Below are 16,267 nucleotides of genomic sequence, written 5' to 3'. Positions count from 1 at the left end.
CACAGCCCTCTTCTTCTCCAGTTTTCCCGCCACACCATGACTTCAGCTTCGTTCCATCGCGAACTTCTCGTCCATCGCCGCAAGGCTCTCGGCACACTCGCTGCGCTGGTCGCCTGCGGCAGCGGCCCGGCACGCGCCGTCACCTGGCCGGAACGGCCGATCAACCTCGTGGTGCCTTTCGCAGCCGGCGGCGGTACCGACACGGTGGCCCGCCTCATCGGCCAGAAGCTGCAGGGCGCACTGGGCGGCACGGTCGTGATCGACAACAAGCCTGGCGCCAATGGCCTGATCGCCGCGCGCACCGTGCTGCAGCCGCCGGCCGACGGCCACATGCTGATGTTCGGCAGCAACTCCACGCATGTGATCGCCGCGCTCGCCTCGAAGCAGCAGGTCGCGCCCGGCAAGAGCATGCAGGAGGCCTTCACCATCGTCAGCGTGATGGCCAATGCGCCGCTGGTGCTGGCCGTGCGCGCCGACAGCCCCGCCAAGGACCTGCGCGCCTTCTTGCAGCAGGCCAAGGCCGGCAAGCTCAGCTACGGCAGCTTCGGGGCGGGCTCCTCGGCCCACGTGATGGGCGAGGTGCTGGCCGGATCGGCCGGCGTCGAGCTGCTGCACGTGCCCTACAAGGGCTCGTCGCCCGCCATCACCGACCTGATGGGCGGCCAGGTGGATGCGGTGTTCCTCACCGTCGCCGCCGTCGAGGCCATGGTGACGGCCGGCTCGGTGCGCCCGCTGGCGGTGACCGGCCTGCGCCGCGTGAGTTCGCTGCCCGCGGTGCCCACCTTCGAGGAACTGGGTGTGCGCGATATGGGCAACGCCGGCTGGTTCGCGGTGTTCGCTCCCGCGGGCACGCCGGCTCCGGTCGTGGCCAGGCTCGCGGCGGCGCTGCAGTCCATCGCGGGTGACGCCGAGGTGCAGTCGCGCATGGTGGGGCTGGGCCTGGAGCCGGTGGTGAGCACGCCTGCACAGGCGTTGGAGACCTGGCGCCGCTCGCTGGCCGCGGCCGCGCCCATCGTCAAGAAGGCCAACATCGTCTTCTGAACGAGCTGGCTGGCGCGTCTACAGGTGCCCGTCGGCCGACAGGCGCACGCTGATCATGTGCGCGGTGCGCTTGACCAGCTCGGCGATCGCCTCCGCATCGAAAAGCGCCAGCCGCGCATCGCTGCCCAGCGCGGTGACGCTGGCGACCACGAGCCGCCCGCGCCCGAAGATCGGCGCAGAGACGCCTGTCTTTCCCTCGTTGAGTTCGCCCGAGGTCCGGCAGTAGCCCTCGCGGCGGATGCGCTGGGCCTCTTCGTAGAACGCATCCCACGGCGGGGTGTCGGCCGCCTCGCCGGCCATTTCCTGGTGCAGCTTGCGCAGCCGCGCGGCCGGCAGGAAGGCCACCAGGGCCTTCGCGCTCGCGCCGCGCGACACCGGCACCGGCCGCCCGCGGCCATAGCGCAGGTGCGGCAGCGGGTCGTTGAACTCGGTGTGCACCGTGATGATGGAGTGGCCATAGAGCTTGGACAGGAACACATCCAGGCCCGTCTGCTCGGCCAGTTCGCGCATGGGTGGCGCGGCGGCGCGGATCACCGGGTCGGACTCGCGGATGCAGCGGTCCAGCTCGATGATGCGCGGACCCAGCGTGATGCTGCGGTCCAGCCGCACCAGCAGGCCCACCTTCGACAGCTCCTGGATGTAGCGGTAGGCCGTGCTCTTGGGCACCTTGAGGCGGGTGGCGATCTCTTCGACCGTGAGCGAGGGGCTGGCCGTGGAGAAGAGCCCCAGCGTGCCAAGCAGGCGCGAGAGACTCGACTCAGGGGCGCCGCGCGATCCCCCATCGAGCTCGTCGGCCGCCGCCGGCGCGCCTGCACCGGCACGCGCCCCGCGCTCCATATTTTCCATCCGGCGCGCCCCGCGCCCGCCCTCTTGCTTCATCGAACTGATCTTAGTGGATGCGATTCGTGGGAAACACGTAAGGTTGCGCGAGCAGGTCGGGAACGCATACCGCGCCGATGTCCGCCAGTGCTGCGCCGATCAACATGCTCGCCTCGTTCGCGTCCATCCGTCCGCCAATGGGAACGTTGTACGGCCGGCCGTCCGCTGCCCGACGCCCACTGCCGCCGCTTTCCTACTGAACAGCCGCCTGAACTGCGCATCATGCCGCCATGGACCGATTTCCGCGCCACGCGCCATACACAGCGAAGGGCACCGGATGACACGAGCCCGTCTCTCAGCACCCGATGCTTCAGGCAGCCACCCTCGCAAAGTCCGCCTCCTGCCTCTGTGCAAGGAGGCGATCAGTGCATGGATCGACGATCTGGCGCCCAGCATGGGAGCGGCGATCGCGTACTACACGATGTTTTCGCTGGCGCCGCTGCTGGTCATCGTCATCGCGGTGGCAGGCGCCCTGTTCGGCACGGAGGCCGTGCAGGGCCAGATCGCCGCACAGCTCTCGGGCCTGGTGGGCGAGGAAGGCGCACTCGCGGTGCAAGGCCTGATCCGAAGTGCCAGCGAGCCCTCCCGGGGGCTGATCGCCGGGGCGATCAGCATCGCCGTGCTCGTGGTGGGCGCAACGACGGTGTTTGCGGAGCTCCAAAGTGCGCTCGATCGCATCTGGCACGTGCCGGAGCGCGCGAAGCCTCACGGCTTATGGGGCATCCTGCGCGCGCGCGTGCTGTCGTTCGGGCTGATCCTGGGTCTGGCCTTCCTGCTGATGGTTTCCCTCGTGGTGAGTGCCGCCCTGGCCGCGCTCGGCACCTGGAGCGCGACCCTGGTGCCGGGATGGGAGGTGATGTTGCAGGGCCTCAACCTGCTCGTGTCGCTCGGCATCCTGACGGTCCTTTTCGCGATGATCTTCAAGTTCATGCCAAGCGCCCCCATCGCGTGGCGGGATGTCTGGACCGGCGCGGCCGTCACGGCGGTGCTGTTCGAGATCGGCAAGGTGCTGATCGGTCTGTATCTCGGCAAGAGCGGTGTCAACGAATCATTTGCAGCGGCAGGTTCCCTCGTCGTCCTGCTGGCCTGGGTCTATTACGCGGCGCAGATCTTTTTGCTCGGCGCCGAGTTCACCAAGGTCTACGCCCATGCGCACGGTTCTGTGGCGGCGGCCAAGGCGCAAGCCGCCACCCAGGAAACAGCGCACAAGGCCGAAGCAGGAACAGACGATGTAGAAGGAACGCCCGGGGGCCTGCGCAAGCCTTCTGAGGCGCACGCGGCTCTGGAGCGCAAGGACCTGATCGTGGCGCTCGCTGGGCGGCTTGCCGTGGCGGCGGGTTTCGTGATGCTTCACTCGCTGCTCAACGGCAAGCGCCGCGCTCGACCCGACCGGCATCGGCGAGGCCGGAGCTGAAGCCGGCGCTGCTTGCTTTCGAGGCCTGCACCTGAAGGGAGATATCGCTCAGGCTGGGTCGCTGGGACGGGCGAATCTGCTCGGATGAGCATCAGGCCGGCAATGCGCTCCGCAAGGGGCCAGGGGCCACGCATGAGCAAGACCGTCGGGCCGGCACCACCCCGCACGGCGGCGAACATGGTTCCTCCGTGGAATAAGTCCTTGCCGGCAATGCACGTGGCCGGCCCGGCAACCGTGCAGCTACTTCAAAGTGGACGGACCCGCGTTGTCCTGCGGCAGCGTCGCGGCGCCTCGGGCAGGGACATCGCCGGGTGCTTTTTTTGGCGCGTGCATGCCATAGGCGAAGAGCAAGCTGACAACGCTGACCACGGCTGCCGCGAGCAGCGCGGCCAGGAGGCGGCGGCCGATGCGCACCTTCGTGTCCCGATGTCTGCGGTGCATGTGGTTTCCTCATTCAGTGCGTCATTCACAGTGCTCTCGCCCGGCAGTTCAACAAGCCGCAGCATGAGAGATGTGGAACGCCTACCCCGAAGGCTCTGTCTTGAGCAGCCCCCGCATGTTGAGGGCCGCCAGGCAGACCTGCAGCGCGATCAGTGCATAAGCAGAGCGGTGCCAGCCCCACGCCGTCCACAGCACATTGCTGAGCAAGAACACCCAGAACCCCCAGTTTCTGCGCCGCCTCGTATCGGATGCAACCAGCCAGGCCGCAGCGAGTGACGCCAGAAAAGCCGGCCACTGAACCAGATCCAGCATGTTGTCCATGACGATTGTTCTCATCGCAATTTTTGGACCGAACGCAACGACGCCGATCGTCGGAGCCCTCACCCTCGGGAAGGACTTCGCGACAAGGTAGGCAGACTGCACGCCGCAGCTCGTCGGCTGGTCCCTCTCACAGTTGTAGGAGGAACCGCGAGGCGCAGGCCGACCCGGCGGCCCTGCTGGCGGTGGTCGCTGAAGGCGCTCGCGCGGGTTCGCGAACGACCGCCCCTGTTTCCGCAGCCCCGCCCGGGCATCGCCCATGAGACGCAGTACCGGGACGAGACGAACCCCTGGCCAGGACATTGAAGCGAGCATCGCCCACCTCCCAGTGCCACCAGCGAAGCGCCGGCGGAACGTCAAATTGACGTTCATGTCGCGCCGCTGCCTCGGGCTTGCTGCGTCAGCTTCGCGACCTCGCTCGATTCGTTAGCCGCGCTTATTCATACTCTGTGGCTCCCAGACGAACCAGACGCTGACACCTCGGACCCGAAGAAGCATCACCTTCTTCCAATACGTACTCGCGCTCGCGGCGCAGTAGCTCGCGCGCTGGCGCCGGTAACCGACGAAGCAGAGGCACGCGAGATAGCAACGCACGAACTTGGGCTGGCGTAAGCGTCTCCAGCAGCGCCTTGGCTGCGGTACGGGCCACGTCGGGCGAAGGGTCCGACAAGCTCCCGGTCAATACCGGCATCACACGCGTTGAGGTGAAGAAACTCAATGCCCACACGATGCGTCGACGCACGTAAGGCTCACGTCTGTCCAAAGTGCGGATCAACGGTTCGATGGCTTCGCTATCGCCAATCGCAGCCAGCGCCAGCGCGGCGTTGGCGCAGCAGTCATCATCCTCGTTATCGAGCTGCGCTATCAACGGGGCGAGTGCTCGGCGATCCGGTAGATCGATGAGCGCGTCCGTCACGTCCCTTGCCAGCTCGTCCTCACTCAGGAGTGGCAACAACAGCGGGACCGCGTCATCGGCGAGACCACGGTCGGCGAGTGCCTGCACCGCCAGCTTGCGAGCATGGAGGCCAGTCTTCCCAGGCGACTGCAATAGACGGAGCAATGCCGGAGGAATCGGCGCGCCCGCGTCGAACTCAAGTGCCTTGATCGCGGCATGGCGTATCTCGTCAACGGGGTCCTCAAGCAGCTCGGACACGAGCGACGACAAGCGCTGCGCAACGCCTTGGCCTGCAAGCGGCAATGCCTCCAGCGCCGCCACCCGGACATTTTCAGCTGGGTCGTGCAGCGCAGCGTGCCAAAGCGGAAGCGAAGCAGCGCCAGGCTGCTCGTCAAACAAAGGGGCTAGCGAGCGGACGGCACGCTCACGGACTTCCCCATCGGTATCCGCCAGCATCAACGAAACGAGTTCAAGCCGATGCGTCTCAGGCAGCGAGCGTGAATCGCCAAGCGCCATTGCAGCGGCCAACCGGAGCCTCAAGTCCTCGGCGCGAGCGGCCGATCGGAGCACATCCAATGCCTGGGTTGCGTCCAGGTAAGCCAGTGCATGGAGCGCATTCTCTCGAACCTCCAAGTCGAGATCGTGGTGGAAAACGCGGATCAATGCCTCGAAGATGGACGGGACGGGCAGGTCGAAGTCTTTGAGAGCGATCACGACGTTGCTGCGCACATCGGCATCCGTATCGCGCAGTGCGACCAACAGCGGTTCGATCGCAGCGGGGTCGCTGAAACGCAGACCTTGAGCGGCGGCGGCGCGCACGCAGGCATCCACGTCCCGCAGGCCCGCCGTCAACGCCTCGAATGCCGCCGTGCCGACGCCCCTGTCCTCCTCGTCGCCGAACCACCACATGGCTTGACATCTCGCGGCTGGAAGGGGATCGCAGGCGGCTTCGACGAACACCTTCGTCACTGCATCCCCTCTCGATCGAGAATCTGCCAAGGCAGACAAGGCGGCACTGCGCGTTTCTTCATCCCCGTCGGCCCACAGCGGCAACCAGGGAGCAAGTCGCCCGGCGATGTCCGTCGCTTGTTCGGCCTCTTTTTCCGCGGCCTCTACACGTGCTTGGTCCAGCATTTCATAGCTCATTTTTGTGAGGCTGGCGCGGCCGAGCGAATTTCGTCGCAGCCGACCAAGGTTCTCACGGTATTCGACGGGGCCAAGAGAGATTTCGATCCGCTTCTGGTTGCATCCACGGATGCAGGAACCCACCGCTTCCATGAATTCCTCAACGGTGGTGCTCGTCCGGTACCGAGGATAAAACAGTTCGGTCTTCGGTCGACCGAAGCGTCTTCGCGGGCCGCGTTGCCAGGCGGGCAGGCTTTGCAAGGCGTCGAGCGAGCGAGATGCGCGTCGCTCATTCTTGTTAGCCAGCCTGGCCAGCGTAGTGGTCACCACGATCGCGGTGCGCCACGGGCCAGTCGGTGGTTTCGGCCACGGTCTCGATGGCAGCATCCAGCATCTTCGTGCTGGGCGTACATGCTTGAAGTAAAAGAATTTTCACTTGCGAAAATCCGAAGTACTCAGAATTTCTGAAGATGCCACCGCGAGTGTCGACATCGTCCAACTGGCGTGGCGGCGCTCAGCGGTCCAGCATCGCATGCGGCCAGCGCCCCGAATCCACGCGCTCCTGCACCACGGCCCGCAGGATGTCGATGAGCACTTCGGTCGCGCGCGATGGCGGCCGGTCGGAAGCGCGAGCCAGCACGCGCCGCAACCGCAGCCCCTCGATGGGAATCGCGACCAGGCGTCCGGCCTCGATCTCGTCCTGCACGACCGCGGCGAAGTGAACCGTGAGGCCCAGGCCTTCTTCCACCAGGCGGGCCGCCACGCTCAAGGTCTCGACCTCGACCACAGGGTTCAGCACCACGCCCGCGCGCGCCGCCGCCGCTTCCAACTCGAGCCGCACGCCCGACTTGGACACGCCCGTCATCACCAGAGGCAGGCCGGCCAGCCGGGGCAGCTTGATCTTCGTCATGCGCATCAGCCGCGCGTCATCGGTGCGCCCGATGAGGCACAGCGCTTCGGTCATGAGTGGCGTCGCCAGCACGTTGGTCAACTGCATCGGCCCGTTGAGGATCGCGATGTCGACCGCCCCCTGCTCCAGCATGCCCAGTAGAGACTGCGAGAAGCCTTCGACGATGCGCAGCCGCACATCGGGAAACTGCTCGCGCACCGCGCGCGCAAGTGGCACGGCGAGCAGCAGCGCGAGAGCGGGCGACAAGCCGATGGCCGCCGGGCCGCTCGGGTCGCGTTGACGCGCCGTCATGTCCTGCTTCATCTGCTCGGCATAGCGCAGCAGGAACGATGCGCGCTCCATGAGGAACACAGCCTCTTCGGTCGGTGTCGCGCCGCGCGCGTGCCGCTCGAAGAGGCGCACGCCCAGTTCTTCCTCGAGCAGGCGGATCTGCCGGCTCAGCGCTGGCTGCGCGACGTGCAGCACGGCAGAGGCGCGGCCGTAGTGCTGCTGCGTGGCGAGTACCACGAAATACCGAAGCTGTCTGAGGTCCATGCAGGGAGTCCAAGTCGTTGCAGCAAGAGTGGTCGATGGGCATCGCACTCCCCATACCGAAATGTTATCGAGCCGCTCGAAAAATGGTAATGGACGCACGAATGACCGTTGCCTACAGTGGGCCTCGCAGAACGTAATCCGCTGCTTTTTCAACGAATCCGAACATCATCGCATCAAGGAATAGACATGGACCCCACCCTCCAGGAAATGGAATCCACCCGCATCGCCCGCTGGGGCAAGGTCACGCCGTACGGCGAGACCTTCATCGAGAGCCGGCTGCCGGGCATGAAGAAGAACATCTACAAGATCATGAACCGCGGCGTCCTGGAGAACAAAGGCGTCCAGCCGGCAATTCCGGGCAACCACCGCTTCGGCGTGACCTTCATCGAAATCCCGGTTGGCCAGGGTGCCAGCCTTCACGCGCACAAGACCGAGGAAGTCTTCTGTCCGCTGAACGGGCAGATGGAGGTCATCTGGGGCGAGAAGGGCCAGTACTCCGTGATGCTCAACCAGTGGGACGTGATCTCGTGCCCCATCGGCGTGATGCGCGGTTTCCGCAATCCGAACGATCACGCGCTGGTGGTGTATTCGGTCGTCGGTGGAACCGACGAAGAATGCGGGCGCATCGCCTGGCACGAGGATGTCGTCAGGGCTGCAGAGGCCACCGGCCTGGTCTACGGAACCGACGGCTATATCAAAGAGACGGCGCCAGAAAGCAAGTAGTCGCCGCGCCGACCGCCCGAACTGCGCAAGGCTCATAGGCACCACCCGAGGAGACAAAAAATGACGATCCCCCAGGACTTCGAGGCCGCATGCCGCATGCCGACGTGCGGCGTGGCACACGGCATGAACCGGCGACACGCCCTCGCCGCTGCACTCGCGGCGCTGGGCGCCGGCCTTGTTCGCGCCCAGCCGACCTGGAGCCCCAAAGGCCCTGTGCGCATCGTCGTTCCGTTCGCCGCCGGCGGCACCTCGGACATCATCGCGCGCATCGTGGGCGTGCGGCTCGCCGAAGCACTGGGTCAGCCGGTGCTCGTCGACAACCGCGTGGGCGCCGGCGGCAACATCGGCATCGCGTCGGTGGCACGCGCTGCACTCGACGGCCAGACGCTGCTGCTGGTCTCGTCCGCGTTCGTGACCAATCCGGCCTTGTTTGCCGACAAGCCTCCTTATGACCCGCTGCGCCAGTTCGCACCGGTGTCGCTCGCCGTCAGCTCGCCCGACGTGATCGTGGTGCCGGCGACGGGCCCGCTTACCAGCCTGTCGGCGCTGATCGACACCGCTAAACGCCGACCAGGCGCGCTCACCTACTCGACGCCCGGCAAGGGCAACAGCGTGCACCTGGGCGGCGAGCTGCTGTGGCAGCGCGCCGGCATCGAGCTGCTGCACGTGCCTTACAACGGCGCGGCCCCTGCCGTGCAGGCCGTGCTCGGCGGACAGGTCGATTGCGCGCTGACCGCACTGCCGGCTGCCAAGGCCCACATTGCGGCGGGCACGCTGCGGGTGCTGGCCGTCGGCAGCCGCGCGCGCTGGGCCGAGCTGCCGCAGGTGCCGACGGTGGCGGAGTCGGGCTTTGCCGGCTACCGCTCCGAAACCATGCAGGCGCTGTTCGCGCCGGCGGGCACGCCTGTCGCCGCCATCGAGCGACTGCACACCGAGGTGCGGCGCATCCTGGCGCTCGACGACGTGCAGCGCCAGACCCGAGAACTCGGCTTCGAGACGGTCGCAAGCCTGCCCGCCGACCTCGCCGCGCGCGTCGCCGAAGACGTGCCGCGCTGGACCGCCGTCGCCAGCCGCGCGCGCATCCGCGCCGACTAGCGGCCCCACGCCCCTTCAGCCACAGCGGTGCGCCGATGCGTGCCGGGCGGCATCGTGCCGATTTCATTTTCTTCACTCTCCAGGACTTCCCATGATTTCTGCCACCGAGACGCCCACGGATACCGAGGCACCGCCTGCGCAGCGCTCGATTCCCGCCAACGCCCAGGCGCTGCTGCAGGCCGTGCTGGACGCCAACCAGGGCACGCGCGACGCGCGCACCCGCACTGTGCTCGACGCGATGATCCGCCACCTGCACGCCTTCGCCTCGGAAGTGACGCTGACCTATGAAGAGCTCTTCAAGGGCCTGGACTTCATGGTGCGCATCGGCCAGGCCACCGGCCCGAGCAAGCACGAAGGCATCCTGCTTGCCGACATCCTCGGCCTCGCCACGCTGGTGCTGCTCATGGACGCAAAGGCCGTGCTCGCCGCGGGCGGCACCGAGCCGGCGCTCATCGGCCCCTTCTGGCGCGCGAACCAGCCGGTGAGGCCCAACGGCGTGCGCATCGCGACCGACGACACGGCCGGCGAGACGCTGCATGTACGCGGCCGTGTGCTGTCGCTGGACGGCACGCCCCTCGCCGGTGCCCGCATCGAAACCTGGCAGGCCGCGCCCAGTGGACTGTACGAAAACCAGGACCCGGAGCAGGAAGACATGAACCTGCGCGCAGTCTTCGAGACCGACGCCGACGGCCGCTTCTGGTTCGAGAGCGTGCAGCCCTCGGGCTATGGCGTGCCCACCGACGGACCTTGCGGCGAGCTGCTGGCGCTGCAGAACCGCAGCCACATGCGCCCGGCACACCTGCACTTCATCGCCATCGCGCCGGGCCACAAGGTGCTGGCGACGCAGATCTTCGATGCGCGCGATCCGTACGCCTACAGCGACGCGGCCTTCGGCGCGGTGGGCTCGCTGCTGCGCGACTTCGAACCCGACAGCGCGGGCCACTTCCACCTCGACTTCGAACTGCGGCTGGAGCCCGGCGAAACGTGCCTGCCCACGCCGCCGCTGCCCTGACCGCACACACATTTTCTTCACTTCACTCCGTACCACGAGACATAGCACCATGAGGACACCACCGCGCGCCCTTCGCCTCAGCGCCAGGGCCCCGAGCTCCGATGCACTGAACCCCGACCTGGTTGACATCGCACAGCCCGAGACACCGGCCGGCTGCGCCATCGTCGAAGTCCTTGCCGCGGCGATCAACCCCAGCGACGTCAAGGCGGCGCTGGGCCTGATGCCGTATGCCATCTGGCCCCGCACGCCGGGCCGCGACTACGCCGGGCGCGTCGTCGCCGGTCCGTCGGAATGGATCGGCCGCGCCGTGTGGGGCACCGGCGGCGACCTCGGCATCACGCGCGACGGCACGCACGCGCGCTACCTCGTGCTGCCCGTGGCAGCGCTCGTCGCCAAGCCCGAACGCATCGCCATGGCTTCGGCCGCCACGGTGGGCGTGCCCTTCGTGACGGCATATGAAGGCCTGCGCCGCGCCCACCTCGCGGGGCCCGGCCAGACCGTGCTGGTGCTCGGCTCGAACGGCAAGGTCGGCCAGGCCACCGTGCAGTTGGCCACGCGCGCCGGCGCGCGCGTGATCGGCGTCGAGCGCGGCGCCACCCGGTACACGGGCCACGCGAGCGCGCAGGTCGATGTGATCGACGGCACGCGCGACGACATCGCACAGGCAGTCCTGTCGATGACCGATGGCAAAGGCGTGGACATTGCCTACAACACCGTCGGCTCACCGTACTTCGCCGCAGCGCTCGCATCGCTCAAGGTCGGCGGCACGCAGATCCTGATCTCCACGCCCGACCGCAACGTGCCCTTCGACATCATGGCCTTCTATCGCCGCGACTTGCACATGCTCGGCGTGGACAGCCTGAAGCTCACGGCCAGCCAATGCGCGGATGTGTTCCGCACGCTGCTGCCGGGCTTCGAAGACGGCAGCCTGCAGGGCTTCGACGTGAACGACGGCTCGGTGCTGCCGCTGGACCGTGCACGCCAGGCCTACCTGCAGGTGCTCGAAGGCTCGATGGAGCGGCTGGTTTTGGCGCCCTGAACGTTCCCGGGGTGCAGCCCCGTTCATCACTTCGGGGCCTGCCCGGCAGGTAGGCCCTCCCCCACGCACAACAAGGAGACAACGATGGACATCCATCGCAGGACATTGCTTCGCCTCACAGCAGCTGCGGGCGGCATCGCCGGCCTTCCCACTACGCTCTTCGCGCAGCCCGCCTACCCCAACCAGCCCGTGAAGCTGGTCATTCCCTTCACCGCCGGATCGACCACCGACGTGGTAGGCCGCATCGTCGGCGAACGTCTGCAGCAGTACCTCGGCCAGCCTTGCGTGGTCGACAACCGGCCCGGCGCGGGCGGCACGCTCGGCGCCAGCGCGGTGGTCAACGCCGCAGCCGACGGTCACACGGTGCTGATCCACTCGACCGGCCACGTCGCCAACGCCGCGCTCTACCCCGGGCTCAAGTACGACACGCTGAACGACTTCACGCCGGTCACCATGCTGGCGTCGATGCCCAATGTGCTGGTGGTGCCGCCCGACCGCGGCTTCACTTCGCTGCAGGACCTCGTGCGCAAGGTGAAGGCAGGCCCGCAGAAGTTCGTGTACGGCTCTTCGGGCAACGGCAGCGCCTCGCACATCGCGGGCGAGAAGTTCCGCATCGCCACCGGCATCGAGGCCGCGCACATCCCCTACCGGGGCACGCCGCAGGCGCTCACCGACCTCATGGGCGGGCGGCTTGACTGGTTCCTGGCGCCGCTGGCGCTGGCCGCCCCACTGGTCCAAGGCGGCAAGCTCGCCGCGCTGGCCATCGGCGCGCCGCGGCGTTCGCCACTGCTGCCGCAGGTGCCGACCACCGCCGAAAGCGGCGTCGGTGACGCGGACCACCTGTTCTGGGTCGGCATGTTCGTGGCCGCCAGGACACCGGAGCGCACCGTGGCGCATCTGCATGCCGAGACCGTGCGCGCCCTGAAGACCAGCGAGGTGCGCGCGCGCCTGGACAAGCTCGGCGCCGACGCCGCACCGATGCCGCAGCAGGCCTTTGCGCAGCAGGTGCGCGAAGAGGTCCTTTCGACCACCGCGCTCATCCGGCGCGCGGGCATCCGCATCGACAGCTGATCACCCCTCGACCGCAGCGCTTCGAAAGAAAGACATGAGACAACAACTCAAACTTCTGCTTGCCCTTGCGGCCATGGGCGCGTTTGGCGCCGCCCAGGGCCAATCGTCCGTGACGGTGTTCGGCAGCATCGACCTGAACTTCACCTACTCGAAGGCCGGCCACGCCTCGACCAAGGCCATGGACCAGGGCGGCTACCTGCTGCCCAGTCGCCTGGGTTTTCGCGGCATGGAAGACCTGGGCGGCGGACTCGCGGCCGGCTTCTGGCTCGAAACCGCCGTGCTGCCCGACACTGGCGTGACGCAAGGCGGCTTCGGCCGGCGCTCCACCGTGAGCCTGATGACCAAGGACCTCGGCGAGCTGCGGCTGGGCCGTGACTACACCCCCACGTTCTGGAACGTGTCGAGCTTTTCGCCCTTCGGGACGGTCGGCGTGGGCGGCAGCAGCAACATCGTCGAAGGCTGGCCGCTCGGCCTGGGCCGTGCACGCACGCAGGCCCGCGCCAGCAACTCGGCCGGCTACGTCCTGCCGCGCGGCCTCGGCGGCCTGTACGGGCAGTTCATGTTCGCGGCGGCCGAAGGCGCCCAGGGCGCCGGCTACCGCGGCGGCCGGCTGGGCTACGAGTCGGGCCCGCTCAACGTAGCCGCCGCCTACGGGCAGACCGCTGTGGGCGTCGACGACTACCGTACCGTGACCGTCGGCGGCAGCTATGACTTCGGCGCGGTCAAGGCCTACGCCAACCACCTGCGCCATCGACTGGGACGCGAGCGGCAGACGAACGCGCTGATCGGTGCGTCGGTTCCCGTGGGCGCGGGGCAAATCCGGGTATCGTTCGCGCGCTCCGAACGCTCCGGCCCGAGCCCCGGCACCGGCGGCACCGCCCGCCAGTTCGCCATCGGCTACGCACATAACCTGAGCAAGCGCACCACGCTGTACAGCGCCTACTCACGCATCAGCAACCGCGGTAATGCTGCCTACGTGGTAGCCGATTCGTCGCCCGCCGGTGTGGCGGGCCGGCGCTCGTCGGGCTTGCAGCTCGGCGTGAACCACGCCTTCTGAACGCAGCCCATGAGCCGACCGATACGATGTCTCGAGCGAAACCGCGGTGCAGATACTCACCGAGATGATCCACTACGGCATGACGAAGACCGCCCAGTTCGCTGTGTCGCGCGGCGTCGGCGACTTCGTGGAAGCATAGCGCGCTCGAGCGACAAGAGCTTCGAGCAGGTCGAGGCGGAGTTCTTTGACCACATCCGCCCGACCTCGCTGATCAAGCGCTTCGCATCGCCACAGGAAGTGGCCTCCCTCGTGGTCCACGTGGCAAGTCCACTCGCTTCGGCGACCATGGGGGTGGCCCTTCGCGTCGACGGCAGCATCGTCAAGAGCGCCTTCTGAAGGCTTGCCTGGACCATCGGCCAGGTCACTTCTTCGAACGCGGGCCTTCGAGTTCGTGCGGTATTCCCAGCACTGCCTTCGAGCTGCTCGTCCCGCTCATATGAAAAAAGCGACATCCACCAGGGGCGAGGCAGACCGTCCCCGCTCGCCTAAATCCTCGTTCTCACCGCCATGCTGGGCGCGCCGGTGGCTCTGATCGCGCCGCTGCGCGAGTCGTCCATCGTCATCGGCGCTTTCCTCGCGTGCTGGCTCTTCCGCGAGGACCATCTCGCACGCCGGATGGGCGGGGGAGTGATCGTGCTGGACGGGATCGCGGCGGTCAGTCTTTGATGTTTGGTCTCGGTGGCCTGGCAACCAGCGCACACCATGGGCGCATTGCATGCAATGCGCCAACGGGAATGCCAAGGCATTCTTGCTGAAGAATGGCCAAGATGGCTGATCACTCTCACCCGAGTCCAAGCATGCAAGTCAGTGCCACCGATGCCAAGAACCGCTTCGGCGACTGCCTCGGTCAGGCCGAGCGCGAGCCCGTGCAGGTCATGAAGAACGACCGCGTCGCGGTTGTGATGGTCTCGGCTGCCCGTTACGCCGAACTCGAGGCACTCGAACGAAAGAAGACGCCCGGCCAGCACAAGCGCGAATTCAACGAAACCTATGCGGAGTGGATTGCAGCCCAGAACGGGCTGGTCGAGCGCGTGGGTGTTTTCGGCGAGGACTACCGCCCCTGGTGATTGCACGATGGCCCAGTTCGACGTCTATGCCAACCCGTCCAAGGCGCAGCGCGGCGAGATTCCCTGGATGGTGGACATCCAGAGCAAGATCCTCGACAAGCTCCCGACCTGCCTCGTGATGCCGTTGGCACTGCGTGCCACATGCCGGCTGCGATGCCGCGGTCCCTCTGCCCGACCATCGGCGGGAACGCAGCGATGCTGATGGCATTGCCCCATCTGGCCGCACCCTTTCGGGTCAACGATCTGGGTTCTGTCCGGGGCAACCTGCGATCTCAGGCCAACGACTTCGTGGGTGCACTGGATGCAGTGATCAGCGGAATCTGAGTCGAGCCTCTGGCACGACGCTCCGGCGCTCCGCACCCGCGCCAAAGCGAACCCCGCACGATCTCGGCGAACGCTGAACGACCGGCGGCCACCACGTCCCTGCCGGCCGGCATCGAGCCAGGTACTTCAAAGAAGGCATGCCGTTCCCCGCTCACCATTCGATTGCCAATCAGCAGTTCAAGTACCAGCAGCCGATCCTTGGTGAAATCCAAACAGTTCCAATCGCACCGCACTTGCAGTTTTCGAGACTGGAACGACAATCCCGCAGTACCTCTTATCGACGATGGGAGGCGCAATATATTTGCGGGTGACGACCGTTTGGCGAACCTGTCGCGGCGCCGCTAAAGTTTGCGCCGCCAGCACTTCAAGGCACGGGAGGGATTTTCGTGATTCAGCGGGGCGATATCATCTTTCGGCAAGGGGCGTTCCACCACACGATGCTGGTAACTGATCCCAAGAACTTCGTCAGTCTGGACAGCATATTGCCGGGCGATGCCTCTCAAGAAATTGAGGTGATTCATGCTGCGTCCAGGGATACGGCCGTCTATCGAGAAATCATCGACATCGACAAGAGTGAAGCCAGCGGAAATTGGTTCACCGTCTATCGCCCGGCGCCTCATTCCGTCGAGCTGTCAAACGGATTGCCCTTTGCCAGGCTTTGGGCCCACCTCAGGACCGCGACGCAAAAGCAGACAAAACAAGGGCCTCTGACAACCTACAGCATCAAGAAAGACGGCGCCCGGGGCAAACTGACCCCATATTCTTATGGATTGTCTGAGTCAGGCATCGACATAAGCCGCTATTACGGGGTTCAGAATTCCCTGCGAACAGACATCAATCCGCCATTTGGATTCGATGCACTATATCGAGCTTTCAAGTGGGCTGCCCGCCAGCGAGCGGGTTTTAGCGAGAATCGCGGAACCACCTGCTGCGCTTTCGTCACCGCATGCTTCCAAGCGTCTTCGGTTGATTTTCATATGGGCGGTGATCACAAGAAAGTTTCCAAAGGCCTCATGCTGCTCACGGAGCTTCGTGGAGAGAAGCTTCCCAAACCCGCCCGCTACGAAGCTTTTGTCGAAGTCGGAAGAGAGAAAAAGAAGGTGGCGCTCGCCACATATCAAGCATCGAATCCAGGAGGTTTTCACAAGGCATTCGGCGTGAACGACTACTGCAAGTTTGTCACCAAGGAAGTATTGGGCAGAGAGATGACGATTGAAGATTTGTTCCCGCCTGCTCTTCTGGTCGACGCGAAATACAACTACAGCAGGAATTTCGAGCGAATGGTGAAAGCACCGGGCAGTGGCTTCGTCAAGGTCCTGTAG

At 66.1% G+C, this 16,267-nt stretch carries 17 protein-coding genes and 3 pseudogenes; 13 read left to right on the top strand and 7 right to left on the bottom strand.

The window, feature by feature from the left end:
- Positions 1 to 36 precede the first annotated feature (36 nt).
- Positions 37 to 1,041: a Bug family tripartite tricarboxylate transporter substrate binding protein gene (locus ABL844_RS32780; RefSeq protein WP_418132237.1), complete on the top strand. Its 1,005-nt coding sequence runs from the start codon at positions 37 to 39 to the stop codon at positions 1,039 to 1,041.
- A gap of 18 nt (positions 1,042 to 1,059) precedes the next feature.
- Here ABL844_RS32780 and ABL844_RS32775 read toward each other — a convergent pair whose 3' ends face one another.
- Positions 1,060 to 1,920, bottom strand: coding sequence for an IclR family transcriptional regulator (locus ABL844_RS32775; protein WP_184641809.1), 861 nt, complete (start codon positions 1,918 to 1,920; stop codon positions 1,060 to 1,062).
- Positions 1,921 to 2,197: 277 nt separating this feature from the next.
- Here ABL844_RS32775 and ABL844_RS32770 point away from each other — a divergent pair, with 277 nt between their 5' ends.
- Positions 2,198 to 3,334, top strand: coding sequence for a YihY/virulence factor BrkB family protein (locus tag ABL844_RS32770; RefSeq protein WP_418132236.1), 1,137 nt, complete (start codon positions 2,198 to 2,200; stop codon positions 3,332 to 3,334).
- Positions 3,335 to 3,574: 240 nt separating this feature from the next.
- On the opposite strand, the gene ABL844_RS32765 is transcribed toward ABL844_RS32770, so the two are convergent.
- The 5 genes and pseudogenes from ABL844_RS32765 to ABL844_RS32745 all read right to left on the bottom strand — a co-directional run bounded on the left by ABL844_RS32765 (position 3,575) and on the right by ABL844_RS32745 (position 7,557).
- Positions 3,575 to 3,775 (bottom strand): hypothetical protein, encoded by a 201-nt coding sequence (locus ABL844_RS32765; RefSeq protein WP_418132235.1) that lies wholly within the window; start codon positions 3,773 to 3,775, stop codon positions 3,575 to 3,577.
- Between the two features lie 81 nt (positions 3,776 to 3,856).
- Entirely contained in the window at positions 3,857 to 4,096 is a 240-nt protein-coding gene (locus tag ABL844_RS32760) for a hypothetical protein (protein WP_418132234.1), read from the bottom strand.
- 433 nt (positions 4,097 to 4,529) lie between these two features.
- Complete coding sequence (locus ABL844_RS32755) at positions 4,530 to 5,897, bottom strand: HEAT repeat domain-containing protein (protein WP_418132297.1); 1,368 nt, start codon at positions 5,895 to 5,897, stop codon at positions 4,530 to 4,532.
- Positions 5,898 to 6,176: 279 nt separating this feature from the next.
- Positions 6,177 to 6,507: pseudogene (locus ABL844_RS32750) on the bottom strand (IS3 family transposase); the annotation flags it as partial.
- Positions 6,508 to 6,627: 120 nt separating this feature from the next.
- The gene (locus ABL844_RS32745; RefSeq protein WP_184641792.1) at positions 6,628 to 7,557 is read right to left on the bottom strand and encodes a LysR family transcriptional regulator; all 930 of its coding nucleotides are present in this window, start codon (positions 7,555 to 7,557) and stop codon (positions 6,628 to 6,630) included.
- A gap of 186 nt (positions 7,558 to 7,743) precedes the next feature.
- Between ABL844_RS32745 and ABL844_RS32740 the strand changes: the two genes are divergently transcribed.
- From ABL844_RS32740 to ABL844_RS32695, 10 genes and pseudogenes are all read left to right on the top strand, one after another.
- Positions 7,744 to 8,280, top strand: a complete 537-nt coding sequence (locus ABL844_RS32740; protein WP_184641791.1) for a cupin — start codon at positions 7,744 to 7,746, stop codon at positions 8,278 to 8,280.
- Between the two features lie 60 nt (positions 8,281 to 8,340).
- A complete protein-coding gene (locus ABL844_RS32735) occupies positions 8,341 to 9,375 on the top strand; it encodes a tripartite tricarboxylate transporter substrate binding protein (RefSeq protein ID WP_418132233.1) in 1,035 nt (344 codons plus the stop codon).
- 91 nt (positions 9,376 to 9,466) lie between these two features.
- Positions 9,467 to 10,387: a dioxygenase gene (locus ABL844_RS32730; protein ID WP_418132232.1), complete on the top strand. Its 921-nt coding sequence runs from the start codon at positions 9,467 to 9,469 to the stop codon at positions 10,385 to 10,387.
- A 49-nt stretch (positions 10,388 to 10,436) separates the two neighbouring features.
- Positions 10,437 to 11,426, top strand: coding sequence for a quinone oxidoreductase family protein (locus ABL844_RS32725; protein ID WP_418132231.1), 990 nt, complete (start codon positions 10,437 to 10,439; stop codon positions 11,424 to 11,426).
- A gap of 84 nt (positions 11,427 to 11,510) precedes the next feature.
- Positions 11,511 to 12,497 carry a Bug family tripartite tricarboxylate transporter substrate binding protein gene (locus ABL844_RS32720; protein WP_418132230.1) on the top strand — a complete coding sequence of 329 codons (987 nt, stop codon included), beginning with the start codon at positions 11,511 to 11,513 and terminating at the stop codon, positions 12,495 to 12,497.
- A gap of 34 nt (positions 12,498 to 12,531) precedes the next feature.
- Positions 12,532 to 13,554 (top strand): porin, encoded by a 1,023-nt coding sequence (locus tag ABL844_RS32715; protein WP_418132229.1) that lies wholly within the window; start codon positions 12,532 to 12,534, stop codon positions 13,552 to 13,554.
- A 28-nt stretch (positions 13,555 to 13,582) separates the two neighbouring features.
- Positions 13,583 to 13,890, top strand: a pseudogene (locus ABL844_RS32710) (oxidoreductase); the annotation flags it as partial.
- A 138-nt stretch (positions 13,891 to 14,028) separates the two neighbouring features.
- Positions 14,029 to 14,220: pseudogene (locus tag ABL844_RS32705) on the top strand (transporter); the annotation flags it as partial.
- Positions 14,221 to 14,351: 131 nt separating this feature from the next.
- Positions 14,352 to 14,621, top strand: coding sequence for a type II toxin-antitoxin system prevent-host-death family antitoxin (locus ABL844_RS32700; protein ID WP_418132228.1), 270 nt, complete (start codon positions 14,352 to 14,354; stop codon positions 14,619 to 14,621).
- 7 nt (positions 14,622 to 14,628) lie between these two features.
- Positions 14,629 to 14,823: a CcdB family protein gene (locus ABL844_RS32695; RefSeq protein ID WP_418132227.1), complete on the top strand. Its 195-nt coding sequence runs from the start codon at positions 14,629 to 14,631 to the stop codon at positions 14,821 to 14,823.
- Between the two features lie 70 nt (positions 14,824 to 14,893).
- Here the strand turns inward: ABL844_RS32695 and ABL844_RS32690 are convergent, their stop codons facing one another.
- Positions 14,894 to 15,157 carry a hypothetical protein gene (locus tag ABL844_RS32690; protein WP_418132226.1) on the bottom strand — a complete coding sequence of 88 codons (264 nt, stop codon included), beginning with the start codon at positions 15,155 to 15,157 and terminating at the stop codon, positions 14,894 to 14,896.
- Positions 15,158 to 15,382: 225 nt separating this feature from the next.
- Here ABL844_RS32690 and ABL844_RS32685 point away from each other — a divergent pair, with 225 nt between their 5' ends.
- Positions 15,383 to 16,267, top strand: a complete 885-nt coding sequence (locus ABL844_RS32685; RefSeq protein ID WP_418132225.1) for a hypothetical protein — start codon at positions 15,383 to 15,385, stop codon at positions 16,265 to 16,267.

The organism is Variovorax sp. 278MFTsu5.1 (genome assembly GCF_048305045.1).
GTDB lineage: Bacteria > Pseudomonadota > Gammaproteobacteria > Burkholderiales > Burkholderiaceae_C > Variovorax > Variovorax guangxiensis.
The sequence above is the reverse complement of the archived record's forward strand: the minus strand, read 5'-3'. Positions and strand labels throughout refer to the sequence as shown.